Here is a 22,536-nt window from a genome sequence, read left to right on the forward strand (position 1 = left end):
GTCGCCGAATCCATCCCGTGCGCCTCGGCGAGCACCCCGAGTTCGACCAGCTCACGCGGCCCGAACTGCTCCGCCGACGCCTTGTATCCCAGCTTCAGTTCCTGTGCCACCGAAATCCTCCGACCGTCGTAGTGCAACTTCCCCCGAGTATGCCCCTCCGGTCGAGACCGGTGCGGTGCCCGAAACGCCCCGTGGAAGCCGAATGCCGGTCAGGCGGCGCGGTGAGGCGGTGCGGGAAAGCGCGAGGATCCCGTCAACCCTGGCGTCGAAGCCCGGAGCCTGCACTCCCGGTTGCTGCACACCGCGACTCGAGGCGAGCCGTACGGCACGGGCAGCGTCGCCGGAGCGAGACAACGGTCGATGGGAACATGCTGTGGTAGCAAGCTTTACGGCGAGCACGCTGTGCGACAGCGAGAAAGGGCCGGCGTCCGGGCCGCGAGGTTGCCGCCCGGTACGACCCGAGACGATCAGGAGGAACTGGGGTGCTCGTGCCGCTCGGCACCGCGCTGTTTCCTTCGCACCCAGTCGTTCGGCGAGCACCGCCGTATCGACGGCTTGGCGATTTCGAGCCTCGCGGAACATTCCAATCCGGCGCCGCGGAAGCCGCTGGTGCGCAACGATGGAGCACGTGGGCAGCGTCGAACGAGTATCGATCACCGCGTCCGGGCCGGGCCGCGCGTATCGCGGGGCACCCTGGTGGGCAGTGGCTTCGGCCGTGCTCGCCCCGGTTGCACTGACCGCGGGCTGGGTTGTCGCGGGCACGGTACAACCCCCGGAGTACAGCGCTGTGCGGCAGAGCCTGAGTGCGCTCGCCGGGCACGGTGGAGCCGAACGCTGGATCATGACGACATCGCTGTTCGTGCTCGGCGCGTGCCATGTGATCACTGCGCTCGGACTGAGTGCCTTGCGTCCCTCCGCACGACTGGTCCTCGGCGGCGCGGGGATCTCCGGGATCGCTCTCGCGGCACTTCCGCAACCGGCGAACGGGTCTGCCACGTCGCACGTGGTCAGTGTCGTCGTCGGCTCGATCCTGATCGCGACATTCCCCGCGTTCGTCGGGTCTCGCAGCCGTCCGCGGTCGTTCGCATTGAGCGTCCGCGGATCGGCGATCGCGACCGCGGTGTTCGTGGCCCTGACCGTGGCGTTCCTGATCTCGGCGCAGGGCGGGCAGTATTTCGGGTTGGTCGAGCGGGTGGGCTTGACGCCCGAGACGATATGGCCCCTTGTCGTCGTCCTCGCCTTGCGGCGTAGTGCGCGCCAGGATGCAGGCACCTAGAGCGACCGGAAGCCGCCTCGACCCTGTTCCGGGGTCTCCGTAGACTCCGAGCAGTGACGCCGCTGGAGTTGTTTCTCGTTGCCCTCGCCGGACTCGGCGCCGGTGCGATCAACTCGCTGGTCGGCTCCGGAACCCTCATCACCTTCCCGACCCTCGTTGCGTTCGGCGTGCCGCCCGTCACCGCGACGATGTCGAACGCGATCGGACTCGTCGCGGGCGGTGTGTCGGGAACGTGGGGTTATCGGCGCGAGTTACGCGGCCAGTGGCCGACGTTGCGATGGCAGATCCCCGCGTCGGTCAGCGGCGCGCTGATCGGGTCGTGGCTTCTGCTGCATCTGCCGGAGACGGTGTTCGAGACCGTCGTTCCGGTCCTGCTGGTCCTGGCACTCGTCCTCGTCGTGCTGCAACCGCAGATCCAGAAGTGGGTACTGCGGCGAACCGACGCCGACCCGGAAGCCCGGATCGGTCCGGTGCGGATGAGTCTGCTCGTGGCGGGCACTTTCGCTGTCGGCATCTACGGCGGATACTTCACCGCCGCGCAGGGAATTCTGCTGATGGGCTTGTTCGGCGCTCTGCTCACCGAACACATCCAACGGCAGAACGCCGCGAAGAATCTGCTCTCGCTGCTGGTGAACATCGTCGCGGCCACCGCATACATTCTCGTGGCGTTCGAGCGCATCGACTGGACGGTGGTCGTATTGATCGCCGTGGGTTCGCTGATCGGCGGAGACCTCGGTGCCCGGTACGGTCGGCGTATGTCCCCCACCGTGTTACGGGCGGTCATCGTCGCTGTGGGGCTCATCGGCCTGTACCGGTTGCTCGCCTGAGGCAGAGGCCTGGTCGCGGGGATCAGCGCAACGTCAGCGGTATCCCCGCCACGACGAGCGTGACACTGTCCGAGACTGCCGCCACCGCGGCATTGAGACGCCCGAGAGTGTCGCGGAACAGCCGTCCCGAGGCACTGGCCGGGACCACACCACTGCCCACCTCGTTGCTCACGGCGACCACCGGCACCCGGCATCGCCGCCACGCGTCGAGGAGTTCGGCGATGTCGGCGTCGACCGCCCCCATGTCGCCGCCGTTCCATACGTCGTGCAGATCCATTCGTGCGGTGAGCCAGGTGCCGAGGCAGTCGACCAACAGCGGATCGGTAGCCGCGCGCAGCACGCCGCTCACATCGGATGTCTCCACCGTCGACCACGATTCGGGCCGCCGCTCGCGATGCAGGGCAACCCGTTGCGCCCATTCCTCGTCGCCTGCGCGGGTCCCGCCGGTCGCGACGTAGGTGACGGCGGCGTGCGAAGCGAACAGTTCTTCCGCGTGCCGTGACTTTCCGGAGCGCACGCCCCCGAGCACCAGGGTCCGGTGCGGCGGCGCGGTGGCGTCCCCCACGCGCACCTCCTCGCCGTCGATACCGGGCCTGGCCCCATACTCCCGCAACCGCTCGCGCAGGGCGGTGATCGGCGGGTTGTGGTGGCCGAGGTGCACCGCCACCACGTCCGTCGCGTCGGTCACGGCATCGCACCTGCGCAGAGCCGCGACGGTGTCCCGGAATTCGGGCAGTCCGTGGTGCCCTTGCCCCAACTCCGATCGGTCACCGAATGTTTCTTCGAGGAACACGGCATCGAACCGCGCACCGCGCACCGCGTCGAACCAGCCGTCCGGGAGCGGGCCGGTGTCGCACGCCCACAGGATGCGGGAACCGTCCGGACCGGTGACGTCGTAGAGCACCGCATCACCGTCGCGGAACACGTGATGTCGTGCGGGAAGAACCCGCACCGCATACCCGCCGACGGTGAGCGCGTCGCCCGCCCGGACCGGTACGAAGCGCACCGGATCGTCCGGGCCCGCCCACTGCCGGCACGTGTCGACCGCGTCCGCCGGTCCCACGACCTCGAGCACGTGACCCGCATCGACCCACGAGCGGAACAACAGTGCCTGCGGCCCGAGGTGGTCGGTGTGCGCGTGGGTGAGCAGGATGTGACGCACACCCGCCAAGGTCCTGCCGAAACGTACTGCGGCGCGGGGAGCTTCGGGTCCGCAGTCGAGCATGAGCACGTCGTCGATGAGCGCGGCCGTTTGGCCGCGGATCTCACCGCGGCGTGCGGCATCCGTGCAGGACTCGCAGGCACAGAAAGGATTCGGCCAGCCGTCCGCGGCACCGGTGCCCAGCAGCAGTACGTCCATCATGCGTCCTTCCACGGATCACGAAGCGGGAGAACGGCGCGGCCGGCCGGACGGTCGAGGACCTCGACCCGCGCCCCGTAGACCTGGCCGATCCGGTCGACCGTGAGCACCTCGGCGGGCGGCCCGTCGGCGACGACCCGGCCGCGGTCGAGAAGGACGAGCCTGTCACCGTACTGCGCCGCCGAGGTCAGATCGTGCATGGCTGCGATCACCGTCAGCTCGCCTTCGGTGCGCATGGAGTCCACGAGTTCGAGTACCTGCTGTTGGTGCCCGATGTCGAGCGCGCTGGTGGGTTCGTCGAGCAGCAGCACCTGTGGTTCCTGTGCCAGTGCGCGAGCGAGGACCACGCGCTGGAGTTCACCCCCGGACAGATCCGTCGCGAATCGGCGTGTGAACGGCTCGAGTTCGAGGCGCTCGATGACCCGGTCCACCACCGCGCGGTCGTGTCCCGTTTCCGAGCCGAACCGTGCGATGTGCGGTGTGCGGCCGAGCCGGACGAGTTCTTCGACGGTGACACCCTCGGGAACCACGGGGCGCTGGGGCATCAGCGCGACCGCGCGCGCCGTTGCGCGCCGGCCGCCCCGGCCGGGCGTCACGGACGCCACCCGCACGTGCCCCGTCGAGGGAACGAGTCCCGCGAGAACGTGCAACAACGTGGTCTTACCGGACCCGTTGGGTCCGACGAGCGACACCCACGCGCCCGTCGCCACGGTGAGATCGACGTCGTGGAGCACGTCCACGCCGCCGCGTGCAGCCCCGACACCGCGGCACGTGACGGCGGTGGACGCGAGCGATTCGAGATCGGCGGGCATCATGCACCTCGGCTTCGTCTGAGTACGACGAGGAAGAACGGCGCACCGATCGCGGCGGTGACCACGCCGATGGGCAGTTCCGACGGCGACATGACGCTGCGGGCGAGCACATCGGCGAGGACGAGGAACGTCGCCCCGACCATCAATGACAACGGCAGCAGCATGCGGTGACCGGGGCCGACGAGCAACCGGACCGCGTGCGGCACCACGATGCCGACGAACCCGATCAGTCCGCTCGCCGACACCACGGCGGCGGTGCCGAGTGTCGCCACGCAGACCAACAACAGCCGGACACGAGCCGGATGGATCCCGAGGCTGGCGGCCTCGACGTCGCCGACCGCCATGACGTCGAGGGTGCGCCGGTGCAGCGCGATGACGGCGACCGCGACCACCACGTACGGCAGGACGACGACGACATCGGACCACCCGTCGGTGGACAACCGCCCGAGCATCCAGGAGTACACCTGACGCAAGGTGTCGTCGTGCAGTTGCATGAAGAACGTCTGGATGGCATTCGCGAACGCCGCGACCGCCACGCCCGCGAGGATGATGACGACTTCGGAACGCACCCCGCCGACCGAGCGGCCGAGGGCATACGTCGCACCGACCGCCAGCAGGCCGCCGGCGAACGCTGCGATCGGAACCCCGGCAAACCCTGCGGCGCCTCCGACCACGATCGCGAGTGTCGCGCCGAGGCCCGCCCCGCTCGACACCCCGAGCAGGTAGGGGTCGGCCAGGGGATTGCGGAAGACGCCCTGGTACGCCGCTCCGGCGACGGCGAGCATGGCTCCGACGAGAACCCCCAGCACCACGCGCGGCATGCGGATGTTCCAGAGGATCGCCTGTTGCCGCGTCGAGAGCCCGGAATCGACGTCGACGAACGGCAACCGGTCGGCGATGTCGAGAAGGACCGCCTGTGGCGTGAGTCCCGCCGGACCGACGAGGATGCTCACCAGCATGGCGGCGAGGAGAACGACCGCCGCGCCACCCAGCACGAGGGCGCGACGACGCGGGGTCGTGATCAAGACGCGGGCTGGGCCGCTGGGATCCCGGTGACGATCCGGGCGACATCCCGCATCAAGTCCACGACGCGCGGCCCCCAGCGGCTGGCGATGTCCTCGTCGAGGACGTAGACGTGCCCGTCACGGACCGCCGTGAGCTCGCCCCATCCTGCTCGCTCCGCCACATTCTCGGGCGTGACGCCGCAGCACTGGCCGTCGGCGAGGAAGACGATGTCGGGGTTCTCTTCGAGGATGAACTCGGCCGACAGTTGCGGATACCCGTTGCCGCCGGTCGCGATCGAGGTGAGACCGAGCATGGAAAAGATCTCGCCGATGTAGGTGTCGTCTGTGACGGAGTAGTAGGTGTTGTCGAGTTCGTGGTAATAGCGAAGCGGGACTTGACGTTCGGGCAGTCCGGCGAGGATCTCGTCGACCTCGCTCCTCATCTGCGCGACCAGTTCGGCCGCGTCTGCGACGTGCCCGGTGGCCGCACCGACCTGCTCGAGCTGGGCGTAGGTGTCGTCGAGGGTGAGCGCCGCGGGCAGAATCAGGGTCTCGACGCCGGCCTGCTCGAGTCCGGCGACGAGATCCGCGGTGTCCGCGTTGGCGACCACCAGATCGGGTTCGTAACCGAGGATCGCCTCGACGTTCGGGGTGTACCCGGACAGATCGGTGACCGGTACGCCGGCCGGATGGTCGGATTGGTCGTCGACGGCGATCACCTGGTCGCCGGCGCCGACGGCGTACAGCATTTCGGTGCTGACGGGACTCAGGGACACGATCGCCTGGGGACTTCCGGCTCCGGCGGTGTCGTGGTTGTCATGGTTGGCGGCGTCGTCGGCGCCGCACGCCGTGGCCAGCAGAGCGCACGCGGTGATTCCGGCAGCGAGCAGCCGGTGGGATACGAGGGGCACAGCCATCCTCCGTAACTCGGAGGACGAAAACAGTACGGCTGCAACATCGTCAGTTGCGGCACGAGACCGTCCTTCGTCCGAGGACCAGTACGTGCCCGCTGCGCCGGCTGACCTGGCTTCCCCGGCACGATCGCCGGAGTTCACAGTTGCGGGGACAGCGCCGGATTTTCACCGGCTTCACCGTAACGCTGCGGGTGCCCTGCCCGACTGGCAGAGAACCCGCAGCGTAACCCACAGCGTTTCCGGGCCGGAAGAGTGCTCTCGGGTCAGGAGAGCGCCTGCTCGAGGTCTTCGAGCAGATCCTCGGGGTCTTCGAGTCCCACCGAGAGGCGCACGACCCCGTCGGACAGGCCGATCGCGGCGCGCCCCTCCGGGCCCATCGCCCGGTGGGTGGTGGTCGCGGGGTGGGTGATGAGGGACTTGGAATCGCCGAGGTTGTTCGAGATGTCCACGATGCGCAGCTTGTTGAGCAGCTCGAACGCGCGCTTCTTGCCTTCGCCCTCGGGAGCGTCGAGCTCGAACGTGAGGATCGTGCCACCGCCACTCATCTGCGACCGCGCGAGGTCGTGCTGCGGATGCGACTCCAGGTACGGGTACTTGACCCAGCGCACCTTGTCCTGCGTCTCGAGGAACTGGCCCAGGCGCAGCGCCGAATCGACCGCGGCGCGCACCCGGACCGGCATCGTTTCCAGACCTTTGAGCAGCGTCCACGCATTGAACGGGCTCAGCGCCGGACCGGTGTGACGAATGAGCTTCTGCACGGGTCCGTCGATGTAGTCCGCGGGTCCGAGGATGGCACCGCCGAGCACTCTGCCCTGGCCGTCGATGTGCTTGGTGCCCGAGTAGACCACGATGTCGGCACCGAGATCGATGCTGCGTTGCAGGAGAGGAGTGGCGAATACGTTGTCCAGCACCACTTTTGCCCCGGCAGCGTGCGCCATCTCGGAGACGGCCCGCACGTCGACGAGGGTCTGCATCGGGTTCGAGGGAGTCTCGAAGAACACCGCGGTCGTGGGGACGGACAATGCCTGTTCCCACTGATCGAGGTCTTCGCCGTCGACGAACACCGTCTCCACACCCCATCGGGGCAGGATCTCGTTGCACACGACGAAGCAGGATCCGAAAAGGCTGCGGGCGGCGACGAGCCGATCCCCCTTGCCCAGAAGAGCCGCGAGTGCGGTGAAAACCGCGGACATACCCGACGCCGTGGCGTAGGCGCCTTCGGCACCGTCGAGCAGTCGTAGCCGCTCCTCGAACATCTTCACAGTCGGGTTGCCGTACCGCGAGTACACGAAGTGGTCGACCTCGCCGGTGAACGCCGCTTCGGCGGCCTCCGCCGATTCGTACACGAATCCGGAGTTGAGGTAGAGCGCCTCGGACGTCTCCTCGAACCCGGAACGCAGGGTGCCACCCCGCACGCCCAGCGTGGCAGGACGCACGTTGTCGGGAAGCCGGCGCTCGAATGCGCCGCCCTTGGGGATGGAGCTCACGATTGCCTCCACGGCAGGCCCACTGCCCGCCAGCCCTGAGCTCCGCGATGCCCGTCGGCGTCGAGCGCTCCCTCGAATCCGTCGAGGATGTTGTACGCGGGGGTCACGCCCGCCGCGGTAGCCGCCTCGGCGGCACCTATCGAGCGTTGCCCCGAGCGACACAGGAATATCACCGGACCGCCGGAGACGCCGGCTTTCGCCAGGTCGTCCACGAACGTTCGGTTCGGGGCACCGTCGGGATAGCGAACCCATTCGACGAAGACGGTTCGGCGGCCGATGGGCGAGGTCTCGGGGACCCCGACGTACTTCCACTCGGCGTCGGTACGAACATCGACGAGCACGGCATCCGGGTTTTCCCGCAGGAGCTCCCAAGCTTCCTGCGGCGTTATATCACCTGCGTAGCTCACCACGACATGTTTTCACAGGTCACGGCGTGGCGCGCAAGCGGGAGGCTGTCAGAACTCGCAGACCCGCCACACCGAGTCGACCTGGACGACCTGCCAGGTCTCGATCCGGGACTCACCGTCGACGGTCGCGCGGACGTCGACCGTCGCGCGGTCACCTTCCACGGCGACGTCCTGGGTCGCCTGCAACTCCACAGTGCCCTCGACGTCGGAGAGCGGCGCCTCCGCCTCCGGCAGCTCTTCGCAGCGCAGACGCGCGAGAATGTCCCGGTCGTTCTCGTTGTGAGCCCTGACGTAGTCCGCCACCGTGCGATTGATCCGTTCGTCCACGCTCAGCTCGTCCTGCGCGGGCGAGAGCAGTTGCGCACCCATCACGGCCAGAATGAGCAGCACGACAACCAGCAGTGCCCCCATGAACGGCCAGGGTGTACCGCTGGCGGGTTCGTCGGCCGAGGGATCGGGATCGGGTGCTTGACGCTGTGCCATATGGGCGATCCTATCCCCGACCAGGTCGGAGCCGGTCACGGCGCATTTGCCGAATAAACCCTCTCGAGGTAGGAATTGTGACGTGGCCACTACTCAGCTCGTTCGACGCCTCGCCGTCGACCTGTGTCGCATGAGTGCCCACATGTGTTGTCGCTGAAGCGATTCTCTCGACGGTTCTCTCATTCTTCTCACACCGTCCTTCCCCGCGCCCTGCGCCCCGCCCGCTGAGGGCAGCCTTAATTTAAGCTGGGTATGTCCGTCCGCTCACCGAAGAGGTAGTTGATCCCCTGATGACCGATCAGACTCGTCCCCTTCGCGTCGCGATCGTCGGTGCCGGTCCCGCCGGTATCTACGCCGCCGATGCGCTCATGAAGTCCGACACCGCGCAGGATCCGGGAGTCAGCATCGACCTGTTCGAACGGATGCCTGCACCGTTCGGTCTGATCCGCTACGGAGTCGCGCCGGACCACCCGCGCATCAAGGGCATCGTCACGGCCCTGCACAAGGTGCTCGACAAGCCGAACATCCGGCTTCTCGGCAACCTCGACTACGGGACCGACTTCACGCTCGACGACCTGAACCGCTTCTACGACGCGGTGATCTTCTCGACCGGTGCCAACGCCGACCGCGCGCTGAACATCCCCGGCATCGACCTCGACGGCAGTTACGGCGCCGCCGACTTCGTGTCCTGGTACGACGGCCATCCGGACGTGCCGCGCGAGTGGCCGCTCGAGGCCGAGAAGGTCGCCGTCCTCGGCGTCGGAAACGTCGCGCTCGACGTTGCGCGTGTGCTCGCCAAGACGGGCGACGAACTGCTGCCGACCGAGATCCCGCCGAACGTCTACGAGGGCCTCAAGAACAACAAGGCCGTCGAGGTGCACGTCTTCGGGCGTCGCGGTCCGGCCCAGGCCAAGTTCACGCCCCTCGAACTGCGCGAACTCGATCACTCCCCGACCATCGAAGTGATCGTGGACCCGGAGGACATCGACTACGACCAGGGCTCCGAGCAGGCGCGCCGCGCGTCCAAGCAGGTCGACATGGTCGCCAACACGCTGCAGGACTGGGCGATCCGCGACGTGGGCAACCGTCCGCACAAGTTGTTCCTCCACTTCTTCGAGTCTCCGCACGAGATCCTCGGGGAGGACGGCAAGGTCGTGGGCCTGCGTACCGAGCGCACCGAACTCGACGGCACCGGCAACGTTCGCGGGACCGGCAAGTACCGCGATTGGGACGTCCAGGCCGTCTACCGCGCCGTCGGTTACCTGTCGCAGAACATCGCTCAGCTGCCGTTCGACGAGCAGGCGGGCACCGTGCCCAACGAAGCCGGTCGCGTCCTCGGCGACGAGTCCGTCGAGGGCCCGGAGCGGTTCATGCCGCACACCTACGTCACCGGCTGGATCAAGCGCGGCCCCGTCGGCCTGATCGGCCACACGAAGGGCGACGCGAACGAGACGGTCGCGAACCTGCTCGAGGATCGCTCGGCGGGCCGCCTGAACTCTCCCGAGGAGCCGTCCGAGGATGCCGTCGTGCAGTTCCTCGAAGGCAAGCAGCTGCCGTACACCACGTGGCAGGGCTGGTACCGGCTCGATGCGCACGAGCGCAGCCTCGGCGAAGCCGAAGGCCGTGAGCGCGTCAAGGTCGTCGAACGCGAGGACATGTTCCGCGCGTCGGAGCCGCACAAGGCCTGATCACCGGCCCATCTCCGCCCCGGGGGCGGCCCCCGTCTCTGCGCTGTCCTGCGGGGATGCGCACACGGAGCGACGGGACGACACCGAGGGGACCTCGGGTCCCGCGGTGACACTTTTCATAGCGGGCACCACATCGGGAATCCCGGCCCCGGAGATCCTGTTGCGCCACGAATGGATCTGTTCACACCAGTCACACTCGGCGACCTCGAACTCGGCAACCGCATCGTCATGGCTCCCCTGACCCGTCTGCGCGGCGGACCGGACGGGATTCCCGGCGACCTGATCGCCGAGCACTATCGGCAGCGGGCCGGCGTCGGCCTGATCATCGCCGAGGGAACCTACGTCAACTTCGAGTCGCAGGCGTTCGTCGGACAGCCGGGAATCGCCACCGACGAGCAGGCCGAGGGCTGGCGCCGGGTCGCGGACGCCGTACACGGACGCGGCGGCCGCATCGTGCTGCAGTTGATGCACGGCGGACGAGTGACCCACCCGGATGTGAACGGCGGACGGCGCGTCGTCGCCCCGAGCGCCGTCGCGATCGACGGTGAGGTGCACACCGCCAAGGGCAAGCAGCCGTACCCGGTACCGCACGCGCTCACGACCGACGAGGTGGCCGCTGCTGTCGCCGACATCGTCGCCGCAGCCCGGCGCTCGATCGACGCGGGGCTGGACGGTGTGGAGATCCACAGTGCCAACGGCTACCTGCTGCACGAGTTCCTGTCGCCGGCCTCGAACCGGCGCACCGACGAGTACGGCGGCTCGGTGGAGAACCGGATCCGTCTCGTCGTCGAGGCGGTCACGGCCGTGGCGGACGCCGTCGGTGCGGGCCGGGTCGGACTGCGTATCTCCCCCGAACACAACATCCAGGACGCGCTCGAGACCGACCGCGAAGATGTGCGCGCTGTCTACGGCGCCCTCGTCGACCGGTTGCGTCCCGTCGGCCTGGCGTATCTGTCGGTCCTGCACCAGGAACCTGCCGGTGAACTGGTGCAGGAACTGCGTGCACGCTTCGGTGGGAAGGTGATCGCCAACAGCGGCTTCGCGTCCCCGACCACGCGTGAGGAAGCCGTTCGCCTCATCGAAGAAGCCCATGCCGACGCGGTGGCCGTCGGTCGCGCGGTGCTCGCCAACCCCGATCTCGTCGAACGGTGGCGGGGCGAACACCGCGAGAACGACTTGCGCCCGGAACTGTTCTACGGACCAGGCGCCGAGGGATATACGGATTACCCTCGCCTGCAAGAGGTGTGACCCCGGCGTCGTCGTGACCTTCCGGCGGAGGCACACTACGTCTCACCGAGGCGAACGTGCCTCCGCCAGCACACCGAGGTCGACGAAGGAGGCCGGCGCGGGCAGGTTCTCGTACCCGCCCGATGCCAGCGCTTGCCACATGGGCCCCTCCATTGCGGCGACGTCCATCGCGAACAGGCCGCTCGGACTTTCGATCAGGGGAACCTGGAGTTCCGCCTGCCGGGTCTGCTGCGCCATCTCCAGTCCGAGGTCGACGCCGTACTTGTCCACCGCCAATGCCGCTGCGGCGTGCGGGTCGGCAAGGTAGTCGTCCCAGCCGCGCATCGTGGCACGCATGAACCGCACCAGCCTGTCGCGATTCTCCGCAAGGGCGGTGCGGTCCACGAACACGACATCGGCGTATTGCGCCGAACCGAGATCGGCGAAGGTGACCACCTCGTAGCCGTCGCCTCGTCGCAAGCCGTATTGCTGTTCGAGTGTGATCGGCTGGTTGGTGACGAAGCAGGTGTAGCAGTCGCCCTGGCCCTCGACGAGCGGGCTCGGATCGAAGCCGACCGGAGTGAAGTCGTAGACCGGGTCGAGACCCGCGCCGACGAGCACCGCGTCGAGGGTGGTCTGCATGCCTTCCTGACCGAGGATGCGCGCGCTCGCGAGTTCGCGCGGCGTGCGGATCGGTCGTGCGGACAACGACAGCAGTCCGGCGGGTGAGACCTGGAACTGGGCGCCGAGCGCCACGAAATCGTTGCCCTGCCCGATCGCGGTGTACAGGTCGGGTGCGCCGGCCGCGATACCGATGTCCGCCGATCCCGCGGCGACCGCCTGCATCGGCGTGGGGGCGTTCGGGCCACCGCCCTGGAATTCGACGGTGAGTCCTTCCTCGGCGTAATAACCTTTGTCCTCGGCGACGTAGTACCCACCGAACTCGGTGTTGAGGATCCAGCCGAAGGCGACCCGAAGCGTGTCGGACTCCGCACCGGATTCGCCGGACCCACACGCACCGAGAGTGCCGGCCGCGGCGATTCCCAGAGCCCCGGCCGCGGTTCCCCGCAGAAAAGTGCGCCGGCTCAGGCTCGGACCGGTGAAGGGGCGTGCGGGCATGGAGCCTCCTGGTGATGATCGGTGAGAAAGCAGCGGGTGGTCAGGTCAAGCGCGCGGCGGCACGATCCGCGACCGCACGTGCCGCGAAGAAAAGGCCGGTGGACACAGCGGTCGCGACCACCGCCACGCCCCAGGCCTGCTGGTTCTGGCTGTAGGTGATCGAGGTGGAGAACATCTTTCCGAGGCCGCCGGCACCCATGAGGTACTGACCGAGCAGGACTGCCAGGACCGCGGTGGGCGCGCTGACCCGCAGAGCGACGAGGAACCCGGGCAGGGCATGGGGCAGCAGGAGTCTCCTCAGCCGCACTCGCCTGCCCGCCCCGAGCACCGTGTAGACGTCTCCGAGTGACGCAGGCGGGGCCGCGAGCCGGGCGCCGACGAAAACGAACGCGGGCAGGAAACAGATGATGGCGGTGACCACGAACACCGTGGTCTGCCCGTACCCGAGCACCCGCGCGAGCACCGGGATCATCGCCACGACGGGAACGGAGTTGAGCAGCAACGCCATCGGGGTCAGCACTCCCGCGACGATCCGGGAGGACCATACGAGCACCGCGCACACGCCGCCGGCCGTCAAGCCCGCGGCCAGTCCGCCCAGCGACAGCGCGAGGGTCGGAACGAGCGCGGTCACGTACTCGTGTCGCTCGCGGACGATCGCGACGAGAACATCCTGGGGGTACGGCATGACGATCTGGTTGAAGTCGTTGACGGCGACCACCGCCCACCACCCGCCGAGCAGCGCGAGCAGCACCCAGTACCGCGTGACGGCGCCGCGCACGACAGTCATGAGAATCTCCGATGCACGGGTACGGCGAGTACACGGACCAGCAGGTACGCGGTCAGGGACAGCACCACGCATCCGGCGGCGGCGGACCACAGCAGCGGGATCTGATAGTTGTTCATCGCGCTGACCAGCAGCACACCGAGCCCCTTCGGGGCGCCGAACCACTCCCCGAGAACAGCCCCGAGGACGGCCGAAGTCACCGCGAGGCCCGCCGCGTCCGTGACGAGCGGCACCGTGTGCGGGAGTTGCAGGAAACGAAGACGCGACCAACGCGACGATCCGAGCGCCGTGTGCACGTCGGACTGCGCCGCCGGTGCCGACGCCAGCCCCGCCGACGTGGCAACGAAGACGGCGAAACCCGCGCCCATCGCTGCGACGACGGTCGGAGCGGTCGTGCGCCCGACCGTGGTCACCAGCAGCGGTGCGATCGCGATGAGAGGTATCGCGTGCACGATCGTCGCCAGCCGGTCGAGTCCCGGTGCGGTCCATCGGGCCACGACGGTGACGCATGCGAGCGCTCCGCCCACGACGGTGCCCAGCGCGAATCCCCACAGCGCCGAGGTGGCGGTCGCACCGAATGCCCGTGTCAAGGTGGCCTGCACGGCGTCGTTGCCGGCGACGTACGTGACGACCTCCGTCAGCGGGGGCCAGTTCTTCCCGAACACCTGCGCCCTGCCGACGACCTCGAACATCGCGAGCAACAGGGCGGCGCCGAGAATGTTCGACGCGAACGGCGGGATGGTGACGGGTCGCGGAAGAACCGCGGTCACGTCGCGGGCCCGTCGAGCAAGCCGGTGAGCCGGTCGACGATGCTGTGGAATCTCGGGTCGCGGGTGATCTCCGCCGATCGCGGCCGGGGCAGCGCCACGTTCTCGATGTGCCGTACCCGGCCCGGCCGGCCGGTGAGCACGACGATCCGGTCCGCGAGCAGCACAGCCTCGTCGACGTCGTGTGTCACCAGCACGGTCGTCGACCCCGCGTCGCCCCAGATCCGGGCGAGTTCGAAGTTCATGCGCCGGCGGGTCACCGCATCGAGCGCGCCGAAGGGTTCGTCGAGCAGCAGAACGTCCGGTTCGAGTGCGAGCGCCCGCGCGATGGCCACACGCTGCCGCATGCCACCGGACAGTTGTCGCGGTCGTGCTTTCTCGAAGCCCGACAACCCCACGAGTTCGACGAGTTCTTCGACGCGACCGGAGTCGACCGTCCGCCCGGCGATGCGGAAGGGCAGCGCGATGTTGTGCCACACATCCGACCACGGCATCAGGGCGTGTTCCTGGAACGCGACGCCGAGCCGGCGCGAGGCCACCAGGTCGGCGGGTCCGCCTCCCTCGATGCGGACCGTTCCCGCCGTGGGTTCCTCGAGGCCCGCGAGCAGGCGCAGCACGGTGGACTTGCCACAACCGGACGGGCCGAGAAGCGCGACGAACTCGCCACGAGCGACGGTCAGATCGAACGAGTCGATGGCGGTCAGTTCGCCGCGTCGGCGGCCGAGCGGATACGCCTTCGCGACACCCTTCATGTCGATGGCCGGAACGTGCTCCTCGCCGGCGGGTCCGGTCGCGGCCCCTGCGGCGGGCGCTCCCCGGGACAGGACGGTATTCATCGCGCGGCTCAGCCGGTCAGTCCGGCGAGGTCCGGCTCGACGATGTCGAGTTGCTGCACGGGCACGGCGACCGCATCGGTCGTCCACCCCCAGATCGAGTACAGCTCGCGCGCCGGATCGGTGTATCCGTCGCGGCCGTGGAGCAACCGGTAGTTGTCGACACAGATCATCTCGCCGGCTTCCGCTCGGAACATCGGCCCGGTGTCCCGCACGTGCAGCACCGTGTCGTTCCAGCGCGCGAGCATGTCGGCGTCGGCGGGACGAGTCGAGCCCGGGACCGGCGCCAGGTAGGGGTGGTACCGCGCCTGTACGCGCCCGCTGGGCACGACCCGCACGATAGGCGCGTACGTACTCTGCGCGAAGTTCGGTTCCGAATGATCGATGTCGACGGTCCGGCAGAACTCCGCGAGGTCGGCGGTCGCGGGATCCGCGGCGAGTAGTTCGGTGAGCTTCCACGCGTCGACGAGGAACGAGTCACCGCCGGATTCGGCGGGCCGCTTGCACCACAGGAACAGGTGGTCCGGCGCGTAGTCCCCGAACGCGAATCCGTCGTTGTGTGCGGTCATCCGTTCGCCCGGTTTTCCGAACGAGCGCTTTCGTCCTCGCTCGTCGACGGGCTGAGCGTCGACGACGGCAGCTTCCCGCTGATGGTTGCGCATACTCGCCTCGAACTGCCGACCGAGCCGGATACGCTTGTCTCCCAGCACTTCCGCCGCAAAAGCCAGGGCATCTTCCTCGGTGTGCAGTCCGCGGGCAACCGCGGCACCGCGGGAGGAGATGGCTGCGCGTGCCTCCTGCGGGGTGTCTATCCGCTCGGGAACCACACTGGCTTCTGTCAATCGTGACGTGAACATCCCACCTCCGGGTGGCAGCGAGTGACGGCCGGTGGTTCGACGCTGAACCGATCGTTGGGGACGACGTTAGGCCGCCGCGCATTTCAACGGCGTAACCATTCGGATCGGGTGGGTAAACAACGACGGCGCTGCCGGCCCGGCCGCCGGAGCTACCAGAACACCACCGCACCGAGCCACGCGCCGGCTGCGATCAGGGCGCCGAACAGTTCCACCAGGATCGACAGGCCTGCCGCCTTGGTAGCGGCCACCGTGGACCGCCACGCCCCCGCATGTGTGCGATGGCGCTGGATCTCCGAGACGTACATGCCGAGAAGGAATCCGAGCACGAGGCCGATCACGGGCACGACGAAGAACCCGACGATCCCGACCAGACCGCCGATGATCAGCGACCGGTTCGGCACACCCGCCTGCTGGAGTCGCTTTCCGGGCCAGGTGTATTTCACGATCGCGGTGACCACGAGGGCCAGTGCGGCGATCGCGAACACCGTCCATGCCACCGCGCCCCCGGTGACCACCGACCACACCGCGATCGCTCCGAAGATGAGCAGCGTGCCCGGCAGGATCGGGAGCACGATACCGAGCAGCCCGACACAGATCACGAGGCCGACGAGGACCTCCGCGCCGGTGCTCACAGTGCGATCGGGTGCACGCGTGACGCGGCATCGGTCGCGCGGGCACGGGCGGTCGCGACGTCCGTCGCGGTCGACACGGCCACACCCATCCGGCGGCGACGGTACGACTCGGGCTTGCCGAACAGGCGCAGGTCCGTTTCGGGGACGCGCAGGGCGTCGGCCACACCGTCGAAGGCGATCCCGGGGGCGTCGACCCCTCCGTAGATCACGGCGGATGCGCCGGGGGTGATCATGGCCGTGTCGACCGGCAACCCGAGGATCGCGCGTGCGTGTAGCTCGAATTCCGAATAGCGCTGGGTGCGCAGGGTGACCAGGCCCGTGTCGTGCGGGCGCGGGCTGACCTCGGAGAAGTACACGTCATCACCCTTGACGAACAGTTCCACGCCGAACACGCCGCGACCACCGAGCGCACCCGTGACCGCACCGGCGACCTCCCGGGCGCGGGCGAGCGCGGTAGGGCTCATCGGTTGCGGCTGCCAGGATTCGACGTAGTCACCGTCTTGCTGCAGATGCCCGATCGGATCGCAGAAATACGTCTCGACCTCGCCCGACTCGCCGATGGCGCGCACGGTGAGCTGAGTGATCTCGTAATCGAAGTCGACGAAGCCCTCCACGATGACGGTGCCGTGGTTGATGCGGCCCCCGGCCAGTGCGTGATCCCACGCGGCGGACAGGTCGGCGGCGGAACGCACCGTCGACTGGCCCTTCCCCGACGAGGACATCACGGGTTTGACGACGCACGGAAAACCGACCTGCTCGGCGGCGGCGCGGACCTCGTCGAGCGACTGCGCGAACCGGTAGGGAGAGGTGGGCAGACCCAGATCCTCGGCCGCGAGGCGGCGAATCCCCTCGCGGTTCATGGTGAGCTGCGTGGCGCGGGCGGTGGGGATGACCTCGGCGAGCCCGCGTTCTTCGACCACGGCCAGCGCGTCGGTGGCGATGGCTTCGATCTCCGGCACGACCAGATGCGGACGCTCTGCCTCGATGATCGCCAGGAGCGCGTCGGGGTCTCCCATGTCGACGGTATGAGCACGATGCGCAACCTGATGACCTGGGGCGTTGGAGTAGCGATCGACGGCGATGACCTCCACGCCGAGTCGCTGCAGGGCGATGATCACCTCCTTGCCGAGTTCGCCGGAGCCGAGCAGAAGAACACGGGTGGCAGTCGGAGACAGCGGAGTACCGAGACGCGGTGAGACCATGGTGGGACTATATGTGGCATCGATCGCCGTCCCTGGAGGAAAGCGATGTGCAGTGCAGTGCCTCACAGCAGCGCCCGGCAGTCGCCTGCCGGCTCTCCCACCGACGCGCGCGCCGATACCCGGTTCTTCACGCGGGCGGGCGTCGATCCGGCCGACGAAGTGGACTGGCAGCGCCGCGACGCGCGCATCGTCCACCACGGCACCGGCAAGGTGGTGTTCGAGCAGACCGGAGTCGAGTTTCCGGCGTTCTGGTCGCAGAACGCCACCGACATCGTCACCCAGAAGTATTTCCGGGGACAGATCGGCACCGACCAGCGCGAACACTCGTTGCGCGACGTCGTGGCCCGGATCGTCGACACCGTCACGGCGTGGGGTAGGGCCGACGGGCACCTCGACGATCCGGAGGCGTTCGCGGCGGAACTGACGTTCCTGTTGCTCCACCAGCGGGCGTCGTTCAACAGCCCCGTGTGGTTCAACATCGGTGTGCCGGACAAACCGCAGCAGGCGAGCGCGTGTTTCATCCTCTCGGTCGACGACAGCATCGATTCGATACTGGAGTGGTACCGGCAGGAAGCGCTGATCTTCAAGGGCGGGTCGGGCGCGGGGGTGAATCTGTCGCACATCCGGTCGTCCGCCGAACCTCTCACCGGCGGAGGCAGGGCGTCGGGACCGGTGAGCTTCATGCGCGGAGCCGACGCCTCCGCGGGCACCATCAGGTCGGGCGGAAAAACCCGGCGAGCCGCGAAGATGGTGATCCTCGACGTGAGCCATCCCGATATCGAGGAATTCATCGACTGCAAAGCAATCGAGGAGCGCAAGGCACGGGTGCTCGCCGAGGCGGGGTTCGACATGAGCCTCGACGGCGCCGACACCTATTCGGTCCAGTATCAGAACGCCAACAACTCGGTGCGGGTGACCGACGAGTTCATGCGCGCCGTGGTGGACGACGCCGAGTGGCCGCTGCGTGCGGTCCGCACCGGCGAGGTGGTGCGGACCGTCCGAGCCCGCGACCTGCTGCAACGCATCGCCGCCGCGACCTGGGAATGCGCCGACCCGGGGATGCAGTACGACTCGACCATCAACGCCTGGCACACCGCGCCGGCGACGGGCCGGATCAATGCCTCGAACCCGTGCTCGGAGTACATGCACCTCGACGATTCGGCCTGCAACCTCGCGAGCCTCAATCTGCTGACCTTCCTTCGCGAGGACGGTGTGTTCGACGTCGACGGATTCCGGCACGCCGTCGCGGTGATGCTCACCGCGCAGGAGATCCTCGTGGGCCGCGCCGACTACCCCACCGACAGGATCGGGGAGACGTCACGGCGCTTCCGGCAACTGGGGCTCGGATACGCGAACCTCGGTGCGCTGCTGATGGCCTCGGGTATCCCCTACGACAGCGATGCGGGCCGTGCGTGGGCCGCATCCGTCACCGCGCTGATGACGGGAGCCGCCTACGAGGTCTCCGCGCAGCTCGCGCAGCGCCTCGGACCGTTCGACGGTTTCGCCGAGAATCGCGAGCCGATGCTCGGGGTGCTCGCCAAACACCGGGGCGCGCTCGACGACATCGACGCCGACCTCGCGGCACCGGAGGTTCTCACCGCGGCACGCGAGTCGTGGGACCGTGCGGTGGCCGACGGCGCCGCACACGGTGTGCGCAACAGCCAGGTGTCGGTGCTCGCCCCGACCGGCACGATCGGCTTGGCGATGGATTGCGACACCACCGGAATCGAACCGGATCTCGCACTCGTCAAGACGAAGAAGCTCGTCGGCGGAGGGTCGCTCTCGATCGTCAATCGCACTGTGCCGCGGGCACTGTCACGCCTCGGATACGATCCGGCGCGGGTCGCGGACATCGTGGCCTATCTCGATCTCGAGCACACCCTGGAGGGCGCGCCGCACGTGCGTGACGAACACCGGCCGGTGTTCGCGACGTCCATGGGCGACAACGTGATCGCGCCGCGCGGCCATGTCGGGATGATGGCGGCGGTGCAACCGTTCCTGTCGGGGGCGATTTCGAAAACGGTCAATCTTCCGGAATCCGCGACGGTGGAAGACATCTCCGACCTGTACGTCGACGCGTGGCGGCTCGGCCTCAAGGCGCTCGCGATCTACCGCGACAACTGCAAACTCGGTCAGCCGCTGTCGGCGACCTCCCGGTCGGGGCGCCGTGACGGGGCCGCCACGCCGCTCCCGGCGCCTCGCCGGGAACGGATGCCGCGCACCCGGCGTTCGCGCACGTTCGAATTCCGCGTGGCCGATTGCAAGGGGTTCGTCACCGTGGGCGAGTACGGCGACGGCAGACCCGGCGAGATGTTCCTGCGGGTGTCGAAGCAGGGCTCCACTCTTGCCGGAATCATGGACGCGTTCTCGATGTCGGTCAGTTACGGCCTGCAGTACGGGGTTCCGCTGCGCACGTTCGTGCGGGCGTTCACGAGCACCCGCTTCGAGCCGGCCGGGATCACGGACGATCCCGACCTGCGGATCGCCACGTCGATCCTCGATTACATCTTCCGGCGGCTCGCGGTGGACTACCTCGATCTCGACGAACGCACCGAACTCGGGATCCTGACGAGCGCGGAGCGCACCGTCCCGGACACCCCGACCCTCACGTCGTACACGGGCACAACCACAGCGGCCACGACGGCCGCGATCACGACGGATACTCCCGACACTCCTCCGGCACCCGGCGGCCTCACTGCACCCTCTCCGGGGAATCCGGACGCGCCGTACTGCATGCAATGCGGAGTGCGTATGCAACGTGCCGGATCGTGCCACGCCTGCCCGTCGTGCGGGAGCACCAGCGGTTGCAGTTGACGGCTGCCCCATACCGATGCGATGACCCTGGGCGCGGCCAGGCGGACGTGCTGACCTCCAACGGATCCAGACTCGAACATCTACTCTTGCTGCCTTCCTGCGGAAGACCAAATCGACAAGACCTCGTGGCACCCCGATTCCGAGCAATCAACGTCCCGATCGACGCAGCCCCCCTAGAAGTTGCGGTCTTCCAGCCGAACAGCGAGGCTGCATCCGAGCGGTGGTACCGGTTGCTCGCGAAGCAGCAGTCCAACGCGATCAGCGCGAACTCGGAGGAGTACTCCATGACGATGGACGTCTCCTTCGACGACAGGCAGTCCCGCAGGATCAAGCTCCGGAAGATCAACGCGAAGAAGCGAAACCCGCATCCTGACGTCGAGCCGATCGTCGACATCGACGGACTCCAGTGGCGGGCACACCCCATCCTGTGGAGCGGCCCGAGACTCCAGCAGTCCTCATGACCGATGGCCCCGACGGCCAGCCGGTCAAGGTCGCAGTTCGCAAGAAGGTGGCGGCCGGAGCGCACCTCCCGACCAGCTCAGGCGTGGACACGAAGGAAAGGGCACTCCGGAAGGCATGACCAGCCCGCTCCGTAATCGAGACTTCCGATACCTCTGGCTAGCACTCTCATCCTCGCTGCTCGCAGCGGGCGTGTGGGTCATCGCGTTACCCCTGTTTACACTCCACCTCGGATACGGCCCGGCTACCGTCGGCATCGTCGTCGGCTGCGGACTCATCGGCACTCTGGCGAGCCTGCTCTTCGGCGGCGCCCTTCTCGACAGGCACCCCAAACGGACGATTCTCGCCTGGTCAGCCTTCATCCCCGGGACTGTGCTCCTGGCCATCTGCCTATGGGCAGAGGCCGCCACCATCCCGTGGTACGCCTTGGCCGCAACAGCGGCGATCGTCGGCGCCTGCGACGGCGTATACGGGCCGGCAAACGAATCCCTCCTGCCAGAAATCGTCGAAAAGGAGCACCTCCACGTCGGCAACAGCCTCCAAGCCTTAGTGGAGTCCCTGCTGCTGAAAGCCTTCGGACCAGCGATCGGAGGCGCGACAATCGCTCTGGCCGGCCCCGCCCCTGCTCTCGCAGTCGTGGGCGTCTTGTTCCTGGTCACGGCGGCGTTCTCTCGACAAATCGTGCCGGCCTACGAACCGCCCGCACCCGACCGGTCGGCCGGCTGGGCATCGGTGTTTCAGGACATCGGCGACGGCTTCCGGTACGTGGCCCAGACAAAATGGATATGAACGGCAGTGCTGTGGTCCGCACTAGCGCTCCTTCTGCAGGCAGGCCCACGATCCGTCGCACTACCCGTCGTATTCGGTGAGGGATCAGCAGGGGCATACGCCCTCATCATGGTCGGCTACGGAATCGCCAGCGCCGTAGGGTCACTGGTCTCGTCGTTCGCGATCCGCCCCGACAACCGATTCGGAACCCTCTTCGCCGCGTGGAGCCTCGGGTCCCTTCCCCTCATCGCCATCGCCTTCCACCCGACAGTCGCAGTGGCGGCGGTCGCGATGGTCCTCGTCGGCCTCTTCAACGCCTACGGAAACGTCCTCTGGCAAACCCTGATGCAACAAGGCGTGCCCGACGACCTGCGGGGAAGAGTGACCAGTGTCGATTGGTTCGGCAGCATCTCTCTCATGCCCATCTCCACAGTGGTGACAGGGCTGTTCATCGACCACGGAATCGTCAGGCTCCTCTTCCTCCTCGCGGGCACCGTCCCCGTGGTTCTCGCCTTCATCGCGTACGCCATCATCGCCAAGGACAGCTCCGCAAACTCCGATCGAACATCCACCGATCCAGCAGAGAACCCGCCGTTGGATCGCACTTCCGGATGAACCGCTGCTTCGCAGCAGGGATGGCGAAGCCGGAGAACCACCTTGCGCACCCGTACGTCGACATCGCGCCCAGTTCGCCGATCCGGTGCACGGTACGGAAGCGGCGATGGTCGCCCTGATCGTCGGCGAGATCGGCGGATTCACGGTGCTGCTCGCCGGATTCGTACGGGGTGCTTTCCTCGCCGGGTGAGCCCCGGGCGC

Annotated in this window: 23 protein-coding genes, 1 pseudogene and 1 riboswitch; of the genes and pseudogenes, 9 read left to right on the top strand and 15 right to left on the bottom strand. The window is 67.9% G+C overall.

The features are described from left to right. A pseudogene (locus tag TVH25_RS02485) lies at positions 1–110 on the bottom strand (glucose-6-phosphate dehydrogenase (coenzyme-F420)); the annotation flags it as partial. Between the two features lie 518 nt (positions 111–628). Here TVH25_RS02485 and TVH25_RS02490 point away from each other — a divergent pair. Both TVH25_RS02490 and TVH25_RS02495 read left to right on the top strand, forming a co-directional pair. Then, positions 629–1,276 (top strand): DUF998 domain-containing protein, encoded by a 648-nt coding sequence (locus tag TVH25_RS02490; RefSeq protein ID WP_422423279.1) that lies wholly within the window; start codon positions 629–631, stop codon positions 1,274–1,276. A gap of 53 nt (positions 1,277–1,329) precedes the next feature. Beyond that, positions 1,330–2,103, top strand: a complete 774-nt coding sequence (locus TVH25_RS02495) for a sulfite exporter TauE/SafE family protein (protein WP_169619168.1) — start codon at positions 1,330–1,332, stop codon at positions 2,101–2,103. A gap of 22 nt (positions 2,104–2,125) precedes the next feature. On the opposite strand, the gene cobU is transcribed toward TVH25_RS02495, so the two are convergent. The 7 genes from cobU to TVH25_RS02530 form a co-directional block, all read right to left on the bottom strand. Then, positions 2,126–3,463: a bifunctional adenosylcobinamide kinase/adenosylcobinamide-phosphate guanylyltransferase gene (gene cobU / locus TVH25_RS02500; protein ID WP_422423305.1), complete on the bottom strand. Its 1,338-nt coding sequence runs from the start codon at positions 3,461–3,463 to the stop codon at positions 2,126–2,128. Beyond that, a complete protein-coding gene (locus TVH25_RS02505) occupies positions 3,463–4,275 on the bottom strand; it encodes an ABC transporter ATP-binding protein (protein WP_169651354.1) in 813 nt (270 codons plus the stop codon). The genes cobU and TVH25_RS02505 overlap by 1 nt, the downstream gene beginning before the upstream one ends. Next, positions 4,275–5,234, bottom strand: coding sequence for a FecCD family ABC transporter permease (locus TVH25_RS02510; protein WP_240951912.1), 960 nt, complete (start codon positions 5,232–5,234; stop codon positions 4,275–4,277). The genes TVH25_RS02505 and TVH25_RS02510 overlap by 1 nt, the downstream gene beginning before the upstream one ends. A gap of 62 nt (positions 5,235–5,296) precedes the next feature. Beyond that, the gene (locus TVH25_RS02515) at positions 5,297–6,190 is read right to left on the bottom strand and encodes an ABC transporter substrate-binding protein (RefSeq protein ID WP_169619164.1); all 894 of its coding nucleotides are present in this window, start codon (positions 6,188–6,190) and stop codon (positions 5,297–5,299) included. Between the two features lie 88 nt (positions 6,191–6,278). After that, a riboswitch (cobalamin riboswitch) is annotated at positions 6,279–6,428 on the bottom strand. 28 nt (positions 6,429–6,456) lie between these two features. Next, positions 6,457–7,680 carry an O-succinylhomoserine sulfhydrylase gene (locus TVH25_RS02520; protein WP_169619162.1) on the bottom strand — a complete coding sequence of 408 codons (1,224 nt, stop codon included), beginning with the start codon at positions 7,678–7,680 and terminating at the stop codon, positions 6,457–6,459. After that, positions 7,677–8,087 carry a rhodanese-like domain-containing protein gene (locus tag TVH25_RS02525; protein ID WP_169619159.1) on the bottom strand — a complete coding sequence of 137 codons (411 nt, stop codon included), beginning with the start codon at positions 8,085–8,087 and terminating at the stop codon, positions 7,677–7,679. The genes TVH25_RS02520 and TVH25_RS02525 overlap by 4 nt, the downstream gene beginning before the upstream one ends. A gap of 48 nt (positions 8,088–8,135) precedes the next feature. Continuing rightward, positions 8,136–8,570: a hypothetical protein gene (locus tag TVH25_RS02530; protein WP_169651356.1), complete on the bottom strand. Its 435-nt coding sequence runs from the start codon at positions 8,568–8,570 to the stop codon at positions 8,136–8,138. Between the two features lie 290 nt (positions 8,571–8,860). Between TVH25_RS02530 and TVH25_RS02535 the strand changes: the two genes are divergently transcribed. Together TVH25_RS02535 and TVH25_RS02540 are read left to right on the top strand one after the other, a co-directional pair. Continuing rightward, positions 8,861–10,258, top strand: coding sequence for an FAD-dependent oxidoreductase (locus TVH25_RS02535; protein WP_169651357.1), 1,398 nt, complete (start codon positions 8,861–8,863; stop codon positions 10,256–10,258). Positions 10,259–10,429: 171 nt separating this feature from the next. Beyond that, positions 10,430–11,506, top strand: a complete 1,077-nt coding sequence (locus tag TVH25_RS02540) for an alkene reductase (protein ID WP_422423280.1) — start codon at positions 10,430–10,432, stop codon at positions 11,504–11,506. A gap of 42 nt (positions 11,507–11,548) precedes the next feature. Here the strand turns inward: TVH25_RS02540 and TVH25_RS02545 are convergent, their stop codons facing one another. The 7 genes from TVH25_RS02545 to purT all read right to left on the bottom strand — a co-directional run bounded on the left by TVH25_RS02545 (position 11,549) and on the right by purT (position 17,679). Beyond that, positions 11,549–12,604: an ABC transporter substrate-binding protein gene (locus TVH25_RS02545; protein ID WP_422423281.1), complete on the bottom strand. Its 1,056-nt coding sequence runs from the start codon at positions 12,602–12,604 to the stop codon at positions 11,549–11,551. A gap of 40 nt (positions 12,605–12,644) precedes the next feature. After that, positions 12,645–13,391 (bottom strand): ABC transporter permease, encoded by a 747-nt coding sequence (locus TVH25_RS02550; protein WP_422423282.1) that lies wholly within the window; start codon positions 13,389–13,391, stop codon positions 12,645–12,647. Further along, positions 13,388–14,158: an ABC transporter permease gene (locus TVH25_RS02555; protein WP_296550600.1), complete on the bottom strand. Its 771-nt coding sequence runs from the start codon at positions 14,156–14,158 to the stop codon at positions 13,388–13,390. The genes TVH25_RS02550 and TVH25_RS02555 overlap by 4 nt, the downstream gene beginning before the upstream one ends. After that, entirely contained in the window at positions 14,155–14,991 is an 837-nt protein-coding gene (locus tag TVH25_RS02560; RefSeq protein WP_296550601.1) for an ABC transporter ATP-binding protein, read from the bottom strand. Before TVH25_RS02560 ends, TVH25_RS02555 begins: the two co-directional genes overlap by 4 nt. Positions 14,992–14,999: 8 nt before the next feature. Continuing rightward, entirely contained in the window at positions 15,000–15,830 is an 831-nt protein-coding gene (locus TVH25_RS02565) for a TauD/TfdA family dioxygenase (RefSeq protein ID WP_378528059.1), read from the bottom strand. Between the two features lie 164 nt (positions 15,831–15,994). Further along, entirely contained in the window at positions 15,995–16,477 is a 483-nt protein-coding gene (locus TVH25_RS02570; protein ID WP_169619144.1) for a DUF456 domain-containing protein, read from the bottom strand. After that, positions 16,474–17,679 carry a formate-dependent phosphoribosylglycinamide formyltransferase gene (gene purT, locus TVH25_RS02575; protein WP_169619142.1) on the bottom strand — a complete coding sequence of 402 codons (1,206 nt, stop codon included), beginning with the start codon at positions 17,677–17,679 and terminating at the stop codon, positions 16,474–16,476. The genes TVH25_RS02570 and purT overlap by 4 nt, the downstream gene beginning before the upstream one ends. Before the next feature lie 45 nt (positions 17,680–17,724). Between purT and TVH25_RS02580 the strand changes: the two genes are divergently transcribed. The 5 genes from TVH25_RS02580 (at position 17,725) to TVH25_RS02600 (ending at position 22,335) form a co-directional block, all read left to right on the top strand. Further along, complete coding sequence (locus TVH25_RS02580; protein ID WP_169619140.1) at positions 17,725–20,493, top strand: vitamin B12-dependent ribonucleotide reductase; 2,769 nt, start codon at positions 17,725–17,727, stop codon at positions 20,491–20,493. A 125-nt stretch (positions 20,494–20,618) separates the two neighbouring features. Further along, a complete protein-coding gene (locus TVH25_RS02585) occupies positions 20,619–20,954 on the top strand; it encodes a hypothetical protein (protein ID WP_422423283.1) in 336 nt (111 codons plus the stop codon). Next, the gene (locus tag TVH25_RS02590) at positions 20,951–21,073 is read left to right on the top strand and encodes a hypothetical protein (protein ID WP_422423284.1); all 123 of its coding nucleotides are present in this window, start codon (positions 20,951–20,953) and stop codon (positions 21,071–21,073) included. Before TVH25_RS02585 ends, TVH25_RS02590 begins: the two co-directional genes overlap by 4 nt. Continuing rightward, complete coding sequence (locus TVH25_RS02595) at positions 21,070–21,741, top strand: MFS transporter (protein WP_422423285.1); 672 nt, start codon at positions 21,070–21,072, stop codon at positions 21,739–21,741. The genes TVH25_RS02590 and TVH25_RS02595 overlap by 4 nt, the downstream gene beginning before the upstream one ends. Positions 21,742–21,849: 108 nt before the next feature. Then, positions 21,850–22,335, top strand: a complete 486-nt coding sequence (locus tag TVH25_RS02600; protein ID WP_422423286.1) for a hypothetical protein — start codon at positions 21,850–21,852, stop codon at positions 22,333–22,335. The last annotated feature ends 201 nt before the right edge of the window (positions 22,336–22,536 follow it).

This window comes from Rhodococcus sp. 7Tela_A2, from assembly GCF_049311045.1.
In the GTDB taxonomy this organism is placed as follows: Bacteria; Actinomycetota; Actinomycetes; order Mycobacteriales; family Mycobacteriaceae; genus Rhodococcus.

What these genes read in the sequence shown, in the direction of transcription:
- cobU (WP_422423305.1), bottom strand. Translation starts at nt 3,463, where the DNA reads ATGGACGTACTGCTGCTGGGCACCGGTGCCGCGGACGGCTGGCCGAAT.
- TVH25_RS02505 (WP_169651354.1), bottom strand. Translation starts at nt 4,275, where the DNA reads ATGCCCGCCGATCTCGAATCGCTCGCGTCCACCGCCGTCACGTGCCGC.
- TVH25_RS02510 (WP_240951912.1), bottom strand. Translation starts at nt 5,234, where the DNA reads ATGCTGGTGAGCATCCTCGTCGGTCCGGCGGGACTCACGCCACAGGCG.
- TVH25_RS02530 (WP_169651356.1), bottom strand. Translation starts at nt 8,570, where the DNA reads ATGGCACAGCGTCAAGCACCCGATCCCGATCCCTCGGCCGACGAACCC.
- TVH25_RS02535 (WP_169651357.1), top strand. Translation starts at nt 8,861, where the DNA reads ATGACCGATCAGACTCGTCCCCTTCGCGTCGCGATCGTCGGTGCCGGT.
- TVH25_RS02540 (WP_422423280.1), top strand. Translation starts at nt 10,430, where the DNA reads ATGGATCTGTTCACACCAGTCACACTCGGCGACCTCGAACTCGGCAAC.
- TVH25_RS02545 (WP_422423281.1), bottom strand. Translation starts at nt 12,604, where the DNA reads ATGCCCGCACGCCCCTTCACCGGTCCGAGCCTGAGCCGGCGCACTTTT.
- TVH25_RS02550 (WP_422423282.1), bottom strand. Translation starts at nt 13,391, where the DNA reads ATGACTGTCGTGCGCGGCGCCGTCACGCGGTACTGGGTGCTGCTCGCG.
- TVH25_RS02560 (WP_296550601.1), bottom strand. Translation starts at nt 14,991, where the DNA reads ATGAATACCGTCCTGTCCCGGGGAGCGCCCGCCGCAGGGGCCGCGACC.
- purT (WP_169619142.1), bottom strand. Translation starts at nt 17,679, where the DNA reads ATGGTCTCACCGCGTCTCGGTACTCCGCTGTCTCCGACTGCCACCCGT.
- TVH25_RS02580 (WP_169619140.1), top strand. Translation starts at nt 17,725, where the DNA reads ATGTGCAGTGCAGTGCCTCACAGCAGCGCCCGGCAGTCGCCTGCCGGC.
- TVH25_RS02590 (WP_422423284.1), top strand. Translation starts at nt 20,951, where the DNA reads ATGACCGATGGCCCCGACGGCCAGCCGGTCAAGGTCGCAGTTCGCAAG.
- TVH25_RS02595 (WP_422423285.1), top strand. Translation starts at nt 21,070, where the DNA reads ATGACCAGCCCGCTCCGTAATCGAGACTTCCGATACCTCTGGCTAGCA.
- TVH25_RS02600 (WP_422423286.1), top strand. Translation starts at nt 21,850, where the DNA reads ATGGTCGGCTACGGAATCGCCAGCGCCGTAGGGTCACTGGTCTCGTCG.